This window comes from Stenotrophomonas nitritireducens (genome assembly GCF_001700965.1).
Lineage (GTDB): Bacteria > Pseudomonadota > Gammaproteobacteria > Xanthomonadales > Xanthomonadaceae > Stenotrophomonas > Stenotrophomonas nitritireducens_A.
In genome coordinates this window covers 2,239,718-2,258,053 of record NZ_CP016756.1, presented here as the reverse complement: position 1 = coordinate 2,258,053, position 18,336 = coordinate 2,239,718, and the positions used below count along the sequence as shown (strand labels likewise).

The following is an 18,336-nucleotide window of genomic DNA, read 5'->3' as shown; positions in this document are numbered from 1 at the left end:
AGTCCCTGCGCCCATCTGCCGCAATCGTGGTGACCGATCGTGCTGCAGGGACAGCCACTTCCAGACATATCCCATTCTTGATCAAGCGCCAGGCCACTAAGGTCGAGCCCGACTGCAATCACTGCAACGGCCATGGAGGGGCCGAGCGCGATGGCAAGGACGCTGATCGTCGTGGGCGATGCCCTGCAAGCCGGTGGTTCGGTGCTGACCGGCTCGCCACAGACCGATATCGACGGCCACGCGGTCGCCCGCATCGGTGACCGCGTCATCTGCGCCCGCCACGGCCCGGGCTCCATCATCACCGGTGATGCAACGCTGGTGATCGATGGCCAGCCTGTGGCACGCCATGGCGACAAAGCCAGTTGCGGTTGTGCACTGCTGGCAGGCAAGCAGCAGCTGGCGCATGTCAGTGCGGGTGGTGCGCCGGTTGCGGCGCTCAATACGACTCGCTCTGCGCTCGCTCCTTCAATGCGGCCTATTGCGTCCTCTTTGACTGGCACGGATACGCCCTCGGCTGAGTCTGCGCGATGCTGGCTGGAAGATCACAGTGGTCAAGTGCTGGAGTATCCCGATGGCCGTTACTTTGAGGCCTATGAGGCGGACGGCACACGCATTGAGAACGACTATACCTGTGGCTTCCGAATCGATGTCCCATTGAAATCGGGTGGCGATATCGTGGTCACGGCAAAGATAAGACTCGTAAAGTGGGGGCGAGTAGAAGAAAGCGATGTCGAAACAGCCAAGCGGCGTTTACGACGAGGTATCGAGCTGGGAATAAACAACAAATTCATCCTGCAGATAACGGATGGTGCATGCGGGACGCGCTCGTTTCCGGTCCGCTATGAGGCTGACTTCGTGAGCATTGGGGAGGACTATGTCATGAAGCTGCATGATCACTATGAACGCGAAAATGTGACTGGCACTACGATCAACGTTTCCGTTGATACAACACCTTGGGTGTACGTGCACGAATTCATGCACTGCTTGGGCTTGCCTGACGAGTATGTGGATCGAGATGAGCCTGAGCAGACCATCAAGTTCGCAATGCCGGACGGGACTTCAGGAACTGAAACCGTCATGGCACGAAACGCAGAAATAGATGCTGATTTAGAGGCAACCATGATGTCGGAGCGATACAGCACAACCCTGAAGCCTCGACATGTTTGGAATATAGGAATCGAAGTGAGGGAGCTACTAATCAGAGAGCTTGAACGGGAGGTTCTATGTTCTGCCGTACGTTCCTAGCACTCGTGATTCTTATAGTGCAATCCACTCCCGCTCACAGCGAAGAGATTGAAACCATGATCGAAGTACGTGCGCGCTGCCTCTACGGTGACCCCTGCCGCTTCATGGGTGAGGCGATTGATGTTGAATTGGAGTTGAAGAATCGAGGGGAAGAAGGAGTGGACCTGCCACTACGCTACTTCCGCGAGCAAGGTCCAAAGATGATCTTTGTGGATAACCACTCCGGCAAAGAAAAGCGTTTCCGCATGGGGCCACCTATGCGTGAACTATTCAATAAACTGGAAACTCTTCCTCCAGGAAAATCGATTCGTGTCCCTTGGAGAATTCAGGAAGACGACATCTCAATGTTTGCGTTGCGGCCGGTCGACATCACTGTGAGGTTCAACTTCTACCTGGCTCCAGTTGCAGGGCAGGCTGATGAGGTATTTGCCAGTGCCGAGCTGCGAATTCTGGATGGACGTTGATTTGACAAATAAATCTTGAAAAGAGCCTGCGAGGTGATTGAGAGTTTGAAAACAAATTCGGGATTGACGTTCCCGAAGAACAGAGCATGGTGCTCCATTCGCCACTTCCTCAGTGGCATCGTTGCGGTACTGGCGATGGCACCTGTGGTCGCGATGTGTACAGGGGCGCAACCAAAACTTGAGCTGCGGGCACGTTGCTTGATCGATGATTCCTGCAGCTTCGCTGGTGAGACGATTCGAGTAGAGCTGGAGCTCATCAATGTGGGTGACAAGGCCATCGCATTACCTGTGGAGTACTTCCGCAAACAGGGACCCAAAGTCATTCTTGTCGACAACCATTCAAACAAAGAGAAGCGGCTGGGCATGGGGCCGCCGAGGTCATATCTGTTCGATCAGATGCAGGAGCTTGCGCCTGGACAAGCGATTCGTATCCCTTGGTCCATTCCCGATCACGACATAAGCAGATTTGCTTCGCAGCCTGTGAGCATTACCGCGATTTTCAGGTTCTATCTGGCGCCAGGATCCTCACTTTCAGCAAAGGAATTTGTAAGCACGCAGTTGCTGATCGAAGGTGATTGAATAGCGGCGCTGATGCCTACCCAGCCACCGATCCTCCCCCGCACCGCCCATATCACTCGTCGAAACCATCCCACTGCGGCAAGATGGCGCGATGAGCAATGCCCCCGATTTCCGCCTGTACCACTCCAATGCCCTGGACGTGTTGGCCCAGCTGTTGGCCCACGCGCTGCGTGAGCCGGCGCCCGGCCAGCCCTTGTTGGCCGCCGATATCGTGCTGATCCCGCAGGTGGCGATGCGGCGCTGGTTGCAGTCCACCCTGGCGGCCGAGTACGGGGTGTCGGCCAACCTCGAGTTCCTGACTCCCGGTGAGTTCGTCGCTAAGGCGCTGAAGGCCAATGTGCCCGGCGAGCGCGATGACCTGGGCGCCACCGGCCTGCACTGGCGGCTGTATGGGGCATTGACCGACAACACCGTGATGCAGAAGCCGGCGATGGCCGGGCTGCGCGCCTACCTGGACCGCGACGATCCGCTGCGGCCCTGGGCGCTGGCGGCCGAACTGGGCGGGGTGTTCGAGAAGTACCAGGCCTGGCGCCGCGATTGGCTGCTGCGCTGGGAGGACGGTGCCGAGCCGGACGACCCGCAGGCCATCCTGTGGCGGCATATCGCCGGTGGCCAGAACTACCGCGCGCGTCGCATCAACGACTATCTGGCCCGCTTCGAAGGCGAGCACCAGCCCTTGCCGCAGGGCCTGCCGCAGCGGCTGTTCGCCTTCGCCACGCTCAATGTCTCGCCGGACGTACTGCGGGTGATCGCCACCCAGGCGCGGGTCGGCACGCTGCACTTCTATATGCCGACGCCGACCCGCTCCTACTGGGGCGACCTGCAGACCTTGAAGGAAAAACTGCGCAGCGGCCTGGCCGAGCCGTTCGGCATCGAGGCTGGCGAAAACCCGTTGCTGCAGGCCTGGGGCGAGGCCGGCCGCGACTTCATGGCGGTGCTGGGCGATTACGAAGTGGTCCACCCCAGCGGCGAAATCGCCGCCTATGTCGATCCGGAAAGCATCCCGGTGCCCGCGCTGGACGAAGGCGGCCTCGGCGACAGCCTGCTGCATCGCCTGCAGGCCGATCTGTTCCATCGCCGCGCGCTGCCCTCGCCGCCGCTGCTGGAAGCCTTGCGACTGGACGACCCCAGCATCCAGATCCACGCCTGCCACACCCGCCTGCGCGAGATGCAGGTGCTGCATGAGCAACTGCGCGCGCTGCTGGAAGACCCGCGCTTCGATCCGCCGCTGCAGCCGCGCGAGATCGCCGTGTTGGCGCCGGATATCGATCCCTACGTGCCGTACCTGGAATCGGTGTTCGGCGGCCGTGGCGGCAACGATGCGCATATTCCATGGGCGCTGGCCGATGCCAGCCCGCTGCAGGGCGAGCCGCTGGCCGAGGTCTTCGTGCAGCTGTTGGGCCTGCCGGTATCGCGCTTTGGCCTCAATGAAATCCTCGACCTGCTGTCCAGCGCACCGCTGGCGACCGCCTCTGGCCTGGATGCGGCGGCCTTCGAACGCCTGCATGCGTGGTTGCAGGCGGCCGGCGCGCGCTGGGGGCTGGATGCCAGGCACCGCCAGCAGCATCAGGCGCCGGCCGACGATGCCTACACCTGGCAGTTCGCGCTGGACCGGCTGCTGCTCGGCCACGCCAGCGGCAGCGATGAGGACATCGGCGGTGTCGCCCCGTGGCCGGAACTGGAAGGCGGCGGCCTGGCCGCGCTGGATGCGCTGATCCGCCTGTTGCGGGTGCTGGCCCGTCACCAGAAGACCCTTGCCGAAGCCCTGAGCCCCAACCAATGGCGTGAACGCCTGCTCGGCCTGTTGAATGCACTGCTGCCTGAAAACCCGAGCGAGCCGTCTGCCGTGCGCGCGCTGGACCGGCTGCGCAAACTGGTCAACGAGTTTGCCGAGGAAGCCAACAAGGCCGGCTTCGATGCGCCGGTGCCGGCCGAAGTGGTGCGTGCGCATTTCGCCTCGGTATTGTCCGAGGCCGATACCCGCGCGCCGCTGCTCACCGGCGGCATCAGCTTCGGCCGCATGGTGCCGATGCGCCTGCTGCCATTCCGGGTGATCTGCGTATTGGGTTTGAATGATGGCGACTTCCCCCGCCGCGACCCGGCCGCCGGCCTGAGCCGGCTTACCGCCGAGCTCGGCACCGAGCGCCGCCGTTATGGCGATCGCTCGCTGCGCGAAGACGACCGCTTCCTGTTCCTGCAGCTGTTCGCCTCCGCCCAGGAAGTGTTCTACCTGAGCTATCTGGGCGCCGATGCCCGCGACGGCAGCGTGCGTGAGCCGTCGGTGCTGGTCAGCGAACTGGTCAATGCGGCGGCCGCCTATCACCAGGATGCCAACGCTGCCCGCAAGCAGCTGGTGGTGCGCCACCCACTGCAACCGTTCGCCCCGGCCGCGTTTGGTGGCGATGGCGAACCGCGACGTTTCAGCTACCGGCGCCAGTGGCACCCGGCCGCCAGTGCGGTCGGCGGCAGCCGTCAGCGCCTGGCACCGTGGTTCGACGGCCCGCTGGACGCACCGCTGCCCAGCGCGCTCAACGACGACAGCCTGTCACTGGACGCACTGCGGCGCTTCCTCAGCGACCCGGCCGGGCAGTTCCTCAGCCAGCGCCTGGGTTTGCGCCTTGCGGGCGAAATCGACGACAGCGAAGACATCGAGCCGCTGCTGGTGCCCGGCGGTGGCCGCCTGCACTCCTCATTGCAGCAGCATGTACTCAGTGCGCTGCTGCAGGGCCGCGAAGCCGGCCTGTACCAGCGCCTGCGTGCCCGCGCTTTGTTGCCATCAGGCGCATTGGGACGGCAACAGTTCGAACGCATGCTCAGCCGCATCCGTCCCTGTGCGGAGGCGTTTTCGCAGTGGTACGACGGCCAGCCGCTGGACTCGCAACGCTACGAAGTGGAGCTGGATGGCGTGCGCCTGCATGGGCGTGTCGATCAAATCCATCCACAGGGGCTGGTGCGCCTGCATGCCGGTGCCGCAGGTGTGGCCTATGTGCTGCGCGGCGGCCTGGATTGGCTGTTGGCCAATGCCGCGGGAACACCGTCGGCGATGCTGCAGTTCCATGACAACGGACAGGCCGGCTATGGCCCGCACCACTTGCCGGAGCTGTCGCCAGAAACCGCACAAACAGCCTTGAAAGCCTTGCTGCAGCTACGTTCCGAAGGCATGCAGCAACCGCTGCTGTTTGCCCCGTACACCGGCTGGGAGGTCTACAACGCTGCCGATGACAAACGTGAAAGCGCCGCCCAGGCGCGTTGGTTCGGCAGCGAACACAGCTGGGGCGAGCGCAATGGCGAAGCCCTGCAACTGGCCCTTCGCGGCCGCGATCCGTTCGCTTCTCCAGCCACTACACACAGGTTTATCCACAACGCCTTGTTGATATTTACCGCCCTGCGCGAGGGCCGCGTATTGCCCGATTTTGACGACGAAACCGATGCTGTCACCGGAGCTGGCGCATGAGCACTGAAGCGCTGCAATCCGATCCCTATCTGCACCTGCCGCTGGATGGCCTGCGCCTGATCGAGGCCAGCGCCGGCACCGGCAAGACCTTCACTCTGGCCACGCTGTTCACCCGCCTGGTGGTGGAGCAGGGCCTGCGCATGGGCCAGATCCTGGCGGTGACCTTTACCGATGCCGCCACCCAGGAGCTGCGCAAACGCATCCGCGAGCGGCTGGAACTGGCCGCGCGCGTGGTCGACAGCAGTCCCGCAGATGACGACAGCCCGGAAACAACGCTCACCCGCGCCATCCTGCAACGCCATCTGCAGCAGGGCAGCGAAAGTGCTGCGCAGCTGGGCCGGCGCCTGCGCATTGCCGCCGAAGAAACCGACCTGGCCTCGATCTTCACCATCCACGGCTTCTGCACGCGGGTGCTGGGCGAATACGCGCTGGAGAGCGGCCACACCTTTGCCGCGCCCGAGCTGCTGGCCAATACCCGCGCGCTGCATGACGAGTTGGCGGCCGACCTGTGGCGCTTGCATGCAGGGCAGGGCGAGCATCTGGAGGCCTTGCTGGGCCTGTGGAAAAGTCCCGATGCCCTGGCCCGCGATCTGCCCGCGTTGGCCGCCGAGCTGCCGCTTTATCCACAGCCACCGCAGACCCTGATCGAAGACACGCGCCCCTTCCGCGACGGCGCCGCGCAGCGTCTTGCCGCCGGCATTGAAGAACATGGCGAGAGCTACCTGCAGCAACTGCGTGGCGCGCTTGATGGCGGCATCCTCAACAAGGCCAGCTACAAAGCCGACTGGATCGAGCCGCTGTTCCAGCAACTGCTGCAGTGGAGCCGCCATCCGGATCCGGGCGCCGAGCTGGATGAGCGGCTGGAGCGGCTGACGCTGGAGGCACTCACCGCCAAGACCAACAAGGCCAAGGCCGGCAGCACCCCGCAATCACCGTTGCAGCCACTGATTGCCGACTACCTGCAGGCACTGGCGCAGGTCACGCAGTGGCAGCGCCAGCAATCGATCGTGCTGCTGCACCAGCTGCGCGGCGAGGTTCGCCAGCGCCTGGCCAAGCTCAAGCAGCTGCGCCGCCAGCAGACCTATGACGATTTGATCGACAACGTCGCCAATGCCCTGCACGGCCCGCATGGCGCGCATCTGGCCGAACGCCTGCGCGCGCAGTACCGCTTTGCGCTGGTTGATGAATTCCAGGACACCGACCCGCGCCAATGGGACATCTTCCGCCGCATCTTCGCCGCGGACGACGAGGCCGCCGCGCTGTTCCTGATCGGCGACCCCAAGCAGGCCATCTACGGCTTCCGTGGCGGCGACGTGCATACCTATCTGCAGGCCAAGGCGCTGGCCGAGGCGGCGCCGGCGCTGGACCGCAACTTCCGCTCGCGCCCCGGCGTGCTGCGCGCGATCCAAGCGCTGTACGACAACGCCGGCCCCGAGGCCTTCCTTGACGAACGCATCCAGTTCGAGCCCGTCCTGCCGGGCAGCAAGCGCAGCGACGCCGACTATCTGTTCGACGGCAAACCCGCCCCTGCGCTGACCCTGCAGCTGATCGCCGCTGATGCCGATGGCAAACCTTTGAAGGCCGATGCCTCGCGCGATGCCGCCACTGCAGCTTGCGTGGCAGATATCCACAGGGTGCTCAGCGCCGCCCGCGAAGGCCGCGCGCTGGTCGATGGCAAACCGGTGCAGCCGGGCGATATCGCCGTGCTGGTGCGTTCGCACAAGGAAGCCTCGCGCGTGCAGCAGGCCTTGGCCGCACTGGGCATTCCCGCAGTAGCCGCCGGCAAGCAGAGCCTGTTTGCCAGCGCCGAAGCCCACGAACTGCGCCTGCTGTTGTTGGCCCTGCTGCAACCGGCCGACGAAGGCCGCCTGCGCGCCGCGTTGGCCACCGTGCTGCTGGGCGAGAGTGCCGCCCGCATCGCCGCGATGGAATACGAAGGCGAACAACAGCGCCTGCACCAGGAGCGCCTGCTGCAATGGCGCGAGCGCTGGCAGCGCGGCGGCGTGCTGGCCCTGCTGTCGGACCTGTGCGCCGAACAGGCCGAGCGCCTGTTGCTGCTGATCGACGGCGAGCGCCGCCTGACCAACTACCTGCAGCTGGCCGAAACCCTGCAGGAAGCCAGCAACCGCAGCATCGGCCTGCACGGCCTGCTGGACTGGCTGCAGACCCAGATCGCCCACGCCGACGAAGGTGACGAAGCGCAGCTGCTGCGACTGGAATCGGACGCGCGCCGTGTGCAGATCATCACCCTGCACAAGAGCAAGGGCCTGGAATACCCGCTGGTCTACCTGCCCTTCGTCGGCATCGCCACCAATGCGCCGGACAGCAGCAACCACCGCACCGTGCACGATGGCGAACAACGCGTGCTGCACTGGAAGATCGACAAGGAAGACCCGGACTGGAAGGTCATCGGCCAACAGGTCAACGCCGATGAAGAAGCCGAAACCGCGCGCCTGCTCTACGTCGGCCTGACCCGCGCCGAGCATGCCTTGTGGATAAGTGGTGGCGCATTGACCGGGCTGGCCAGCTCGCGGCTGGGGCCGATGCTGCAGGGCTTGCCGGCGCATGCCGACATCCAGGTGATAGAACACGACGGCGGCCCGGCGCCGACGCGCTTGCCGCCCGAGCGCGAACAGGCCTTGCCGCCGGTACGCGAGGTTCGCCGCAGCGTGCCGCACGACTGGTGGGTGTACAGCTTCACCCAGCTGGCCCATGCCGAAGGCGGCCACGACACCGCCGCCGCCTCTACCGAAGACAGCGGCGGTGCCGCCGACGAACCGGCGCAGGTCGATGTGGATGCCGAACCGGCCAGCGAGGCCAGCGCCGCACAGCCGGAAGTATTTGATCCGCGTTTTGCCGGCAGCCGCTTCGGCAACGTGCTGCATGCCGCGCTGGAAAACGTCGACTTCGGCGCCTGGCGTGACTGGCAGCCCGGCGATGTGGCACCGGAAGGGCAGGGCGAGATCATCGAGAAAGCCATGCGTGCCGATGGCTACATCGACGAGGAGATCGCCGACGGCGTGGCGCTGCTGACCCAACTGATCGGCCAGACCCTGACCGTGACCCTGCCCGAAGGCGGCGCCCTGCATTCACTGGATGAAGGTGAGCGCCGCGCCGAAATAGAGTTCCACTTCGCCATGCAGCCGACCACGGTGCCGGCACTGCTACGCGTGCTGCACGCACACGGTGTTGTGCGCGGCCGCCATGGCTTTGGCCTGCGCCGCCAGCTGGAAGGGCTGATGACAGGCAAGATCGACCTTACCTACGTCCGCGACGGGCGTTGGTATGTGCTCGACTACAAATCCAACCGCCTGCCCGATTACGCCCTGGCGCAACTGGACGCGGCCATGCGGCATAGCGAATACGACCTGCAGGCGCTGATCTACACCGTGGCCCTGCATCGTTGGTTGCGCTTCCGCATCGGTGCTGGTTACGACTATGCACGTGACTTCGGCGGCATCCGTTATCTGTTCTGCCGCGGCCTGGATGCAACACGCACGCCATCGCCGGGCCTGTACGCGCACAACTTCGCCGCGGAACTGGTGCACGCCGTGGATGAATTGTTTGCCGGTGGCCGCGATGGCCATGCGGCCTTGTTGGCACGACTGGGAGGCGAGGCATGAGCCTGCTGGCCGCATTGAACAAAGCCGGTGCCTTGCGCGCGCTGGATCATGCCCTGGCGCAGAGCCTGCGCCGCCTGGACCCGGAAACGCCGGATGCGGTGCTGGCGGCAGCAGCCTTGGCGTCGCTGGCGGTATCGCAGGGCCACGCCGGCTTTGATCCGACCCAGCCGCAGCGGCTGGTAGACGCCGGTGTGGAATGGCCGGCGGCCGAGCAGTGGATTGTACAGCTGGCGGCATCGAAGTGGATAGCCAGTGCTGTGGATAACAACGCGGCGTCGGAACAGGCGCCGCTGGTCTGGGAAAACGGCTTGCTGTACCTGCGCCGCTATCGTGAGTACGAGCGCCGCTTGGCAACGGGCTTGCAGCGGATCGGGCAGGCACCGGTTGTTGGCGGCGATGTTGCCGGCTTGGCGCAGGTGTTTGCGCGCTTGTTTCCGGGGCAGGCGGCTCCGCAAGACTCACAGACCTCAGCGCAGCTGGATCTCTTCCTTCTCCCGCAAGCGGGAGAAGGTGCCCAAAGGGCGGATGAAGGCAAGCCTTTGGATCACCAAGCAAGAGCCGCAGCCACCGCCCTGCGCCACAACCTGCTGCTGATCACCGGCGGCCCCGGCACCGGCAAGACCACCACCATCACCCGCCTGCTGGTGCTGCTGGCCGCACAGGCGCAGGCGGCAAACCAGCCGGCCCCGCGCGTCGCCCTGGCCGCACCCACCGGCCGCGCTGCCGAACGCATGGCTGAAAGCCTGCGCCACGCCCTGCAGAAGCTGCCGGCCGCCGGTATCGACAGCGCCCTGTGTGAACAACTGCCGAGCACCGGTACTACTTTGCACCGCCTGCTCGGCGTGATCCCGGATTCCCCGCGCTTCCGTCACCACGCCGACAACCCACTGCCCTACGATGTCATCGTGGTCGACGAAGCCTCGATGATCGATCTGCCGCTGATGACAAAACTGGTCGAAGCAATCGCACCGGGCACCCGCCTGGTGCTGCTTGGCGATCCCGACCAGTTGCCGTCGGTGGAAGCCGGCGACGTACTCAGCGCCATCCTGCGTGCCGCCGGTGATGGCCAGCGCAGCAATGCCGCAGATGCCCAAGCCCTGCGTGCATTGCTGGGCGAACTGCCGGGCGAGGCGATAGAAACCAAGCCTTCCGACTTCGTCGGTGCCCGCGTGCAACTGCAGCGCGGCTACCGCCAGAGCGAAGCCCTGCAGCTGGCGCCACTGGCCAATGCCATGCGCGACGGCGACGCGGAGCAGGCATTGGCCTTGCTGCGCGAGGCGCAACTGGCCGGCGTGCATTTCCACGAAGGCGATGTCGATCCACTGCAGGCCTGGCGCGAGCCGCTGCAGCAGTACTGGCAGTCACTGGCCGATGCCGCCAGCCCGGCCGATGCCTTGGCCCTGGCCGGCCGCATGCGCCTGCTCACCGCGGTGCGCGAAGGCCCGCAGGGCGCGCGCGGGCTCAACGCCCGCATCGAAGACCTGCTGGCTGGCAACCGCGGCCGCGCGCTGGGCCCGGGCTGGTTCAACGGCCGGCTGCTGATCATTGGCGAGAACAGCTACCGCCACCGTCTGTTCAATGGCGATGTCGGCATCTGCCTGCGTGACGGGAGTGGCATCACCGCCTGGTTCCCCGGCGACGACCCGGCCAACCCGCGCGCCTTCCACCCGGCGGCATTGCCGCTGCACGAGAGCGCCTTCGCGATGACCGTGCACAAGGCGCAGGGCTCGGAGTTCGACCAGGTCTGGCTGCAGCTGCCACGCCGCGACAACCGCGTGCTCAGTCGCGAGCTGCTGTACACCGGCATCACCCGCGCACGAAATGGCTTGCATCTGGCCGGTAGCGCCGAGGTTATCGAAGCGGCGCTGGCCCGCCATGCCAGCCGCTGGTCGGGCTTGGCGCAGCGCTTGGCGCCCGCTCTTTTGCAGTAGGCGAAGGGCAGTGCCTGGGAGCGGCAGCGTTCTGCACCCGATGTAGCCCGGGTAAGCGCAGCGCACCCGGGGAAGAGTGATCGGGAGGTCTTTCGGCCTTCCAGCCAACAGCCCCGGGTGCGCTGCGCTTACCCGGGCTACGGTGCTGTCAGTCCGCGCAAAGAGCACCCCTCCCCAACCCTCCCCTTGGCTGCGCCAAAGGGAGGGGGCAGAAGCGCTTGTCTCCCTCCCTTGCGCCGAAAGGGGAGGGGTGTTTGAAAGCCTTTGCTTTCCCCAACAGTCCCGCCTAAAAAGACCCGACAAACGAATACGCAAGGAAGCACATGAAAACCCAGACCATCACCGCATTGCTGCTCCTGGCCCTGACCGGCTGCAACAAGGACGCGCCCGCCACCGCCACGCCTGCGTCCGCCCCGGCAACGGCCAGCAGCAGCGAGCAGGACATCGCTTCCGCCCGCGCCTTCCTCAGCCACATCTACGCCGGCTATCACCCCGACGCCGGTCTGGAGGCGATCCTGCCCGATGAAGACATCTACGCGCCGGTGCTGCTGGCGGCGATGGACGCAAACAGCGACGCCTATGCGGGCGAAGTGGGCTATCTGGACAATGATCCGCTCTGCGACTGTCAGGACAGCGCGCAGGACCTGCGCCAGCTCACGTTCGACATCCAGCCATTGGCAGACGGCCAGCTGCGCGCCAGCACCCGGTTCGCTGACCCCGAGCATCCCCTGGACCTGCAGTTGACCCTGCAGCGCCAAGGCAGCAGCTGGCGGGTTGCCGATATCGCCACACCCAGCGTGCCCAGCCTGCTGCAGGCATTGCAGCGCGATACCGCAATGGCGACGAAAAGCGCCAAGCCTTGAGGTGAAGTGTTCGCAGCAGGGCTTTTCAGCGACGTTCCTGTAGTTGAGCGTGCTTGAACCCTTGGGGTGGGGGTCTCTGATGGTGTACCTGTTTCGCGGCTTCCGCCGCTCCCACAAGAAGCGGTGTGCTCGTCGACGTAGCTTGAGCCACGGACTGCCCTGTGTGGGAGCGGCGTAAGCCGCGAAGCTGACTGTGCTTGGTCGCTTGGGAGCCCTGCTATCTGGCGGTGTATCTGCTTCGCGGCTTACGCCGCTCCTACAAAAAAATCCGATGCCAGAGATCTGGCATCGGATTTCGGTTGACGCGCTCAGCCACGTAGCCCGGGTAAGCGCAGCGCACCCGGGGATCAGGGATCTGGAAGTCTTTCAGATTGTCAGCCAACAAGCCCCGGGTGCGCTGCGCTTACCCGGGCTACGGCAATCCGCCATAAGCGAGCCGGAGCGGCAGAAAGACAAACCCCGGCATCGTGGCCGGGGTTTGTGTTTGCCACAGCCGATGGCGGCTTACTTCCGCTCAGGCAGCGCGTAGGCAATCAGGTAGTCGCCGACATCCGGCGAATGGCTGGCGCCGCCGGCCGAGATCACCACGTACTGCTTGCCGGTCTTCGGCGACACATAGACCAGCGGCGCGGCCACCGCGCCTACCGGCAGACGCACCTTCCACACTTCCTTGCCGGTGTCCGCGTCCAGTGCACGCAGGTAGTAGTCCTGGCTGCCGGCGAAGAACACCAGGCCCGATGCGGTGGAGGTGGGGCCGCCCAGGGTCGGCATGCCGATCGGCATCGGCAGATGGGTCTTGATGCCCAGCGGGCCGGTGTCCTGCACGGTGCCCAGCGGTACCTGCCAGACCAGCTGCTTGCTGGTCAGGTCGATCGCGCTCATGGTGCCGAACGGCGGGGTCGGGCAGGGCACGCCCAGCGGCGACTGCAGGATATCGATCTTGACGCCGCCATAGGGGCCGGCCAGCTGCGGACGGATGGTGCCCATGAAGCCCGGCACTTCGTCGGTGGAGATCTTGTACTTCTTGGCTTCCTCACGGGTCACCAGCGACATCCGCAACGCCATGCGCATGTCGTTGACGAACATCAGGTTGCGCGTTTCATCAATCGAGATGCCGCCCCAGTTCATGCCGCCCAGCAGGCTTGGCCATTCGATGTAGGGCTGCTCGGTGGGCGGGGTGAACATGCCCTGGTAGTGCGAGTCCTTGAACTTGATGCGGCAGTAGAGCTGGTCGAACGGGCTTACGCCCCACATCGAACTCTCAGTCAGCGGCTCGGCACCGATCACCGGCATGCCCACCGACAGCGGCTGGGTCGGCGACAGACGCTCGCCCTGGGCCTGCGGGCTGGTCGGCACCGGGGTTTCCTTGACCTCGGTGACGAAGGCGCCGGTGCGGCGGTCCATCGCGAAGATGTGGCCGGTCTTGGTGGTCTGGATCAACGCCGGCACCTTCTGGCCCTGCGCGTTGCTCACGTCGTACAGCACTGGCTGCGAGGGCACGTCGTAGTCCCACACATCGTGGTGCACCAGCTGCTGGCTCCAGCGCAGCTTGCCGGTGCTGGCATCCAGCGCCACCACCGAGGAGCCGAACTTCTCCTTCACCGCATTGCGCTCACCGCCCCAGTAATCGGGCGGGCCGTTGCCGGTGGGCAGGTAGACCAGGTTCAGTTCGTGGTCGTAGGTGGGGATGGTCCACACATTGGGGGTGGCCAGCTCGAACTCCTGCCCGGGCTGGGCCAGGTCATCGGGCTTGCCCACGTCCCAGGCCCAGGCCAGCGTGCCGTCGCGCACGTCGAACGCGCGCACCACGCCGGAGGGCTCACCATCCATGATGTCGCGTACCCAGCCGCCGATCACCGCCAGATGGCCCATCACCACCGGGATCGAGGTCGGGTGGTAGCGCTTGCTGTCCTCGGTAGGGCCCATCTGCGGCTTTAGGTCGACATAGCCGTCGCTGCCGAAGCCCGGGCACAGGCTGCCGGTCCGCGCATCAAGCGCAAACAGGCGGGCGTCCACGGTGGAGACCAGGATGCGCTGGCGGCACACCGTATCGGTGTAGGCGGCCTTGGCGGCGGCCTCCAGGCTGCGGTCCTTGTCGATGTCGTAGTAGCCCACGCCACGGCAGGTCACGTGCTCAGCGGTGCGGGCCTTGGGGTCGAAGCTCCAGATCGCCTTGCCGGTGTCGCCGTCAATGGCGGCCACCTTGTTCTCGGGGGTGCAGGAGTACAGGGTGGCGCCGATCTGCAGGGGGGTGTTCTCGTCCACGCCTACCGAGGTGCGGCGGCCGGTGTGGTAGGTCCACGCCACCTGCAGCTGGTCCACGTTGTCGCGGGTGATCTGCGCGTACGGGGCAAAGCGGGTGCCGGCGGCATTGCGGCCGAAGAACTCCCAGTTGTCCGGATTGCCGTCACTGGGCTTGGCGGCAGCAGGGTTGCCGCTCAGCGCCACCGGATTGGACAGCCCGCCGTGCGGGAAGAAGCCGGCAACCAGCGTTGCCAGCAAGGCCGCGAAGGTGACCAGCGCGCCGCCATTGCGCCAGCGGCGGGCGGCGTTGCCGGTACCGGGGTAGCCCGCGCTGGACAACAGCGTCAGCATCAGCAGCAGGGCCGGCACCACCAGCCGTGGCAGCAGCTCCCAGTAGCCCAGCTTGGGGGCATCGAACAGCGCCCAGACCAGGGTGGCGGCAAACACCAGCAGCGACGCCGTCGCGGTCAGGCGCGAGCGTCGCAGCACCAGCACCGTCAGTACCAGGTAGGCCAAGCCGGCCAGCAGGTAATACCAGGAGCCGCCCAGGCTCAGCAGGCGGATGCCGCCGGTCAGCAGGGCCAGGCCCGACAGCAGCAGTACCAGGGCCAGTAGGAGGCGGGGCAGGGAGCGCAGCAGGCTGCCGCGCGGTGATCCAGATTGGTCGACCATGACTTGTCTCACTCGGGGGACGGGATCAGGGAAAGAGCGGCATTGCCCCCGGCAGGGCTGGCCTGCGGGGCGGAAGGACGCTGTATGGGGAATCCCCTTCCGTCATGGAGACGGACCGATCTTTCGGTGAGTGCGACATATGTTGCGCCGCACAAACGAAATGGTGCCTGAGTGGTGGTCGAGAAACGGTGATGCCGCAACCTTGCCGCCAGCAGCTCCCCGGCGGCGTCGCGCGCCAAGCTGAATGAGCCGGCAGCCAATCCTCGCGCGCCCGAAAATAACCCTTTTCAAAACAGTCACTTATTTCGCTGATTGAAGACGTGCGCGGCTGCGCTCCGGCCCCCTCCATGCCCTCCACACCCCCGGCTGGTAGCATGTCCACCCCGTAATCCAAGCGCAGTTCTGTAATGGCCGATTCCAAGAACCCCTCCGTCACCCAGGCCCAGGCCGAAGAGGCCGTGCGCACCCTGCTGCGCTGGGCCGGTGAAGATCCCGCCCGCGAAGGCCTGCTCGACACCCCGCGCCGGGTAGCAGAGGCCTATGGCGACTGGTTCAAGGGCTACAACGAGGACCCGCGCGAGTATCTGGCGCGTACCTTCGAGGAAGTGGCCGGCTACGACGAAATGATCGTGCTGCGCGACATCGAATACGAAAGCCATTGCGAGCACCACATGGCACCGATCATCGGTCGCGTTCATGTCGGCTATATCCCCAATGGCCGCGTGGTCGGCATCTCCAAGCTGGCGCGTGTGGTCGAGGCCTATGCGCGCCGCTTCCAGGTGCAGGAAAAGATGACCGCGCAGATCGCCGACGTCATCCAGGACGTACTGCAGCCGATGGGCGTGGGCATCGTGGTGGAAGGCGCGCATGAGTGCATGACCACCCGTGGCATCCACAAGCGTGGCGTCAGCATGGTCACCTCGCGCATGCGCGGTACCTTCCATGATGACGCGCGTACCCGCGCCGAGTTCCTGCGTTTCATCGAAGTCGGCCACGCCCGACGCTGAACCCAGGGAACGCGCGCGCTCGATGAAGTACCGCCAACGTATCGCCGGCTACCAGCGTCTGCGCGAGCAGCCGCTATGGAAACTGCTGGCCTCCGACCGTGCCCCGGTATTGGTGGGCCTGTTGCAGGGCCTGCTGCTGGAAGCCGACCGCCGCATTCCCGGCTCCATCCTCGCCGAGCGCCTGCAGCAGCAGCTGGACGCGCTCAACGGCGAGGAGCTCGAGCGCGAACTGCCGCGCACCGCGCCGGCTTACATCGCCTACTGGCTGGCCCAGGGCTGGCTGGTGCGGCGCCTGCCTGAGGGCGCGGCCGAAGAAGAGTACGAGCTGTCGCGGCAGGCGGTGCAGGCCATCCGCTTCATCGCCGGCATCGAGCACAACGCCAGCCTGGCCACCGAAAGCCGCCTGGCGATGGTGATGCAGCAGATCTCGCAACTGGCCCAGCAGACCGAGGCCGATCCGGAAGCGCGGCTGGCCGCGCTCAAGGCCGAGCGCGACCGCATCGATGCCGAGATCGCCCAGGTCGCCACCGGCAAGGTCAGCGCCCTGGATGGCAAGCGCGCGCTGGAGCGCACCCGCGACGTGATCCGCCTGGCCGATGACCTGGCCGAGGATTTCCGCCGCGTGCGCGATGACTTCGAACAGCTCAACCGCCGCTTCCGCGAGCGCATCATCGATGACGAAGGCGCGCGTGGCGATGTGCTCGACCGCCTGTTCAACGGCGTCGACGTGATTGGCGAATCCGATGCCGGGCGCAGCTTCCAGGCGTTCTGGGACCTGTTGAACGATCCGCAGCGCAGCGCCGAACTCGATGTCGCGCTGGACACCGTGCTCAACCGCGGCTTCACCCGCAAGCTGGACCGCAACGAGCGCAACTTCCTGCGCAACTTCACCAGCACCCTGCTCGAACGTGGCGGCCAGGTGCATGAGGTGATGCAGCATTTCGCCCGCAGCCTGCGTGGTTTCGTGCAGAGCCGCGGCTACCTGGAGCAGCGCCGGCTCAACCAGCTGCTCAAGCAGGCGCAGGGCCAGGCCTTGCTGCTGCGCGAAGAGGTGCGGCCGACAGCGCCCACCGGCTTCGTGTTGCCGCTGTCGTCGGCGCGCATCCGGTCGATCGGCCAATGGCGCCTGCACGACCCGCGCACGCATCAGGTCGACACGTCCATCTATTACGCCGAAGCGGCCGAGATCAGCCTCGACAGCGTCGGTGATCTGGTCGCGCAGTCGGAAATCGACGTGCGCACGCTGAAAGACAATCTCTTCATGCTGCTGGGTTCACGCCCGCGCCTGAGCATCTCGCAGGTATTGCGCGAGCGGCCGGCGCGGCAGGGCCTGGGCAGCGTCATCGGCTATCTCTCCATCGGCACCCGCCATGGCAAGGTGATGACCGACCAACTGGAAACCGTGGAATGGACCGGCGGTGACGGCGTGGTGCGTCGCGCCCGCGTGCCGCTGATCTGGTTCCTCAAGGAAAGACGCGATGAACTGGTCTGAGACCGAAACCGAAAACGACATCGAGGCAACGCCGGCGCCGGCCGCACCGGTACTGAGCGGCGGCGCCTTGTTCGTCGGCGACAGTGGCCGCCTGCCGGTCGATGCGCGACGCGCGCTGTGCCTGCTGCTGGCCGGCCCCAGCGTCGACGCGCAGCGCCAGCCGGCGCAATGGGCGGCCCTGTTGCGCAATGAAGACGAAGTACGCAGCCTGCTGTGCGAACTGTTCCTGGAGCTGGTGCTGGACCGCGATGGCGGCGTGGCCTTCACTCGTCAGTTCGACACCGCCGAACTGGACTCGCCCAACCTGCTGCGCGCCGCACCGCTGACCTTCATCGAGTCGGTGCTGCTGTTGTTCCTGCGCCAGCAGCTGGCCGAAGCCGATACCCGCGGCGAACGCGCGGTGGTGGCCGAGTTCCAGCTGGTGGAGGCGATGAGCATCTACCAGAAGAACGTGTCCACCGACCAGGCCGGTTACGGCAAGCGCGTGGCCGCCGCCATCGCCAAGCTGCGCGAGAACCAGCTGCTGTCCAAGCTGCGCGGCAGCGAAGACCGCTACGAAGTGTCGCCGGCATTGAAGCTGCTGTTCTCGGCCGAGGACGTGCAGGTGCTGGTCGAGGCCTACCGCCAGCTGCGCGACGGCGATGCTGTCGCTGACGCGGTGGACGACGAAGAAATGACCAGCGGCACCGCCGCCGAATGATGCCTGGCACCCACGCCACGCTGACCAGAATGACCACCGCCGCGCGCCGCGTGGCGGCTGAA

The 18,336-nt window shown here is 65.5% G+C and carries 11 protein-coding genes; 10 read left to right on the top strand and 1 reads right to left on the bottom strand.

Annotated elements, in window-relative coordinates:
* Nucleotides 1–150 precede the first annotated feature (150 nt).
* From BCV67_RS09545 to BCV67_RS09515, 7 genes are all read left to right on the top strand, one after another.
* The gene (locus BCV67_RS09545; RefSeq protein ID WP_082746744.1) at nucleotides 151–1,245 is read left to right on the top strand and encodes a PAAR domain-containing protein; all 1,095 of its coding nucleotides are present in this window, start codon (nucleotides 151–153) and stop codon (nucleotides 1,243–1,245) included.
* Between the two features lie 56 nt (nucleotides 1,246–1,301).
* Nucleotides 1,302–1,709 carry a hypothetical protein gene (locus tag BCV67_RS09540; protein WP_156455909.1) on the top strand — a complete coding sequence of 136 codons (408 nt, stop codon included), beginning with the start codon at nucleotides 1,302–1,304 and terminating at the stop codon, nucleotides 1,707–1,709.
* 33 nt (nucleotides 1,710–1,742) lie between these two features.
* A complete protein-coding gene (locus BCV67_RS09535) occupies nucleotides 1,743–2,288 on the top strand; it encodes a hypothetical protein (protein WP_156455910.1) in 546 nt (181 codons plus the stop codon).
* A gap of 91 nt (nucleotides 2,289–2,379) precedes the next feature.
* Nucleotides 2,380–5,742, top strand: coding sequence for an exodeoxyribonuclease V subunit gamma (gene recC / locus BCV67_RS09530; protein WP_062170890.1), 3,363 nt, complete (start codon nucleotides 2,380–2,382; stop codon nucleotides 5,740–5,742).
* The gene (gene recB / locus BCV67_RS09525; RefSeq protein WP_062170892.1) at nucleotides 5,739–9,365 is read left to right on the top strand and encodes an exodeoxyribonuclease V subunit beta; all 3,627 of its coding nucleotides are present in this window, start codon (nucleotides 5,739–5,741) and stop codon (nucleotides 9,363–9,365) included. The genes recC and recB overlap by 4 nt, the downstream gene beginning before the upstream one ends.
* Nucleotides 9,362–11,296 carry an exodeoxyribonuclease V subunit alpha gene (gene recD / locus BCV67_RS09520; RefSeq protein ID WP_062170894.1) on the top strand — a complete coding sequence of 645 codons (1,935 nt, stop codon included), beginning with the start codon at nucleotides 9,362–9,364 and terminating at the stop codon, nucleotides 11,294–11,296. Before recB ends, recD begins: the two co-directional genes overlap by 4 nt.
* Before the next feature lie 323 nt (nucleotides 11,297–11,619).
* Nucleotides 11,620–12,159, top strand: a complete 540-nt coding sequence (locus tag BCV67_RS09515) for a DUF3828 domain-containing protein (RefSeq protein WP_062170896.1) — start codon at nucleotides 11,620–11,622, stop codon at nucleotides 12,157–12,159.
* Between the two features lie 504 nt (nucleotides 12,160–12,663).
* Here BCV67_RS09515 and BCV67_RS09510 read toward each other — a convergent pair.
* Nucleotides 12,664–15,075, bottom strand: a complete 2,412-nt coding sequence (locus BCV67_RS09510) for a membrane-bound PQQ-dependent dehydrogenase, glucose/quinate/shikimate family (RefSeq protein ID WP_062170897.1) — start codon at nucleotides 15,073–15,075, stop codon at nucleotides 12,664–12,666.
* Nucleotides 15,076–15,482: 407 nt separating this feature from the next.
* Between BCV67_RS09510 and folE the strand changes: the two genes are divergently transcribed.
* From folE to BCV67_RS09495, 3 genes are read left to right on the top strand one after another with little or no spacing between them, the layout of a single operon-like run.
* Nucleotides 15,483–16,082, top strand: coding sequence for a GTP cyclohydrolase I FolE (gene folE, locus BCV67_RS09505; RefSeq protein ID WP_062170900.1), 600 nt, complete (start codon nucleotides 15,483–15,485; stop codon nucleotides 16,080–16,082).
* A gap of 22 nt (nucleotides 16,083–16,104) precedes the next feature.
* Nucleotides 16,105–17,574, top strand: coding sequence for a DUF3375 domain-containing protein (locus BCV67_RS09500; protein WP_062170902.1), 1,470 nt, complete (start codon nucleotides 16,105–16,107; stop codon nucleotides 17,572–17,574).
* Complete coding sequence (locus tag BCV67_RS09495) at nucleotides 17,561–18,274, top strand: DUF4194 domain-containing protein (RefSeq protein WP_062170904.1); 714 nt, start codon at nucleotides 17,561–17,563, stop codon at nucleotides 18,272–18,274. Before BCV67_RS09500 ends, BCV67_RS09495 begins: the two co-directional genes overlap by 14 nt.
* Nucleotides 18,275–18,336 lie beyond the last annotated feature (62 nt).

Excerpts from the sequence above, each read along its gene's own strand:
- recD (WP_062170894.1), top strand. The coding sequence starts at position 9,362 with ATGAGCCTGCTGGCCGCATTGAACAAAGCCGGTGCCTTGCGCGCGCTG.
- recB (WP_062170892.1), top strand. The coding sequence starts at position 5,739 with ATGAGCACTGAAGCGCTGCAATCCGATCCCTATCTGCACCTGCCGCTG.
- BCV67_RS09545 (WP_082746744.1), top strand. The coding sequence starts at position 151 with ATGGCAAGGACGCTGATCGTCGTGGGCGATGCCCTGCAAGCCGGTGGT.
- BCV67_RS09515 (WP_062170896.1), top strand. The coding sequence starts at position 11,620 with ATGAAAACCCAGACCATCACCGCATTGCTGCTCCTGGCCCTGACCGGC.
- BCV67_RS09510 (WP_062170897.1), bottom strand. The coding sequence starts at position 15,075 with ATGGTCGACCAATCTGGATCACCGCGCGGCAGCCTGCTGCGCTCCCTG.
- folE (WP_062170900.1), top strand. The coding sequence starts at position 15,483 with ATGGCCGATTCCAAGAACCCCTCCGTCACCCAGGCCCAGGCCGAAGAG.
- BCV67_RS09495 (WP_062170904.1), top strand. The coding sequence starts at position 17,561 with ATGAACTGGTCTGAGACCGAAACCGAAAACGACATCGAGGCAACGCCG.
- recC (WP_062170890.1), top strand. The coding sequence starts at position 2,380 with ATGAGCAATGCCCCCGATTTCCGCCTGTACCACTCCAATGCCCTGGAC.
- BCV67_RS09500 (WP_062170902.1), top strand. The coding sequence starts at position 16,105 with ATGAAGTACCGCCAACGTATCGCCGGCTACCAGCGTCTGCGCGAGCAG.
- BCV67_RS09540 (WP_156455909.1), top strand. The coding sequence starts at position 1,302 with ATGATCGAAGTACGTGCGCGCTGCCTCTACGGTGACCCCTGCCGCTTC.